Here is a 704-nt window from a genome sequence, read left to right as displayed (position 1 = left end):
GGCGCCTGCCCCAGATGTCCCGCGTGTCGTGGACGGTGGTGCCGCGCAACAGTTCCGAGTCCGCCTCGACGTCGACGACGGTGGCCCGCGTGGTGATGCGGGCCTGGCCCGCGGCCACCTGGGCGGCGAAGAGGTCGTGCAGGTGGGCGATGTAACCCTGGTCGTAGTCGTGGTGGAACTCGAAGTAGAAGCGCAGCGCGTCGGCGAGCACGTCCAGGACGGGGCTGCCGGTCGCGGGGTCCGGCCCGGCGACCCGCGGTCGGGCCGCGGACCAGCCGACGGGGCGGGCCCCGGCGTCGGCCAGGAGGCCGTCCAGCAGGGCCGGCGTGTACTCGATCCGCTCCGTGGTCTCGAGCCCGCAGACCACCGGCAGGCGATCCTCGGGCAGGCCCTCGAAGGCCGTGAACACCTCCTTCGCGGCGTCCGGGTCCACCCAGGTGTTCCACTCGGCGGTGGGCGTGGTGTTGCCCGGATGATAGAAGGAGCCGCCCATGATCACGACGCCGCGGGCGAGGAACGGCAGGCGCGGCTCGACGCGCAGCGCGAGGGCCAGGTTCGTCAGCGGTGCGGTGCAGAGGATCGTCGTCTCCCCGGGGTGGGCCCGCAGCTCGTCCAGCCACACCTCCACGGCGGGCCGGGGCGAGAGCCGCTCGGGGCGCCGATCGATCCGGGCATGGCCGAGACCGCCGTCACCGTGGGTCTCC

At 73.9% G+C, this 704-nt stretch carries 1 protein-coding gene; it reads right to left on the bottom strand.

Translation table 11 applies throughout. The features are described 5' to 3' along the window. Positions 1-704 (bottom strand): nucleoside hydrolase (locus UN64_RS21890; protein ID WP_077365993.1); only part of this gene is annotated, 704 nt, incomplete at both ends.

The organism is Fictibacillus arsenicus (assembly GCF_001999465.1).
GTDB classification, from domain to species: Bacteria; Bacillota; Bacilli; order Bacillales; family Fictibacillaceae; genus Fictibacillus; species Fictibacillus arsenicus.
This window is presented reverse-complemented; position numbering and strand designations above follow the sequence as displayed.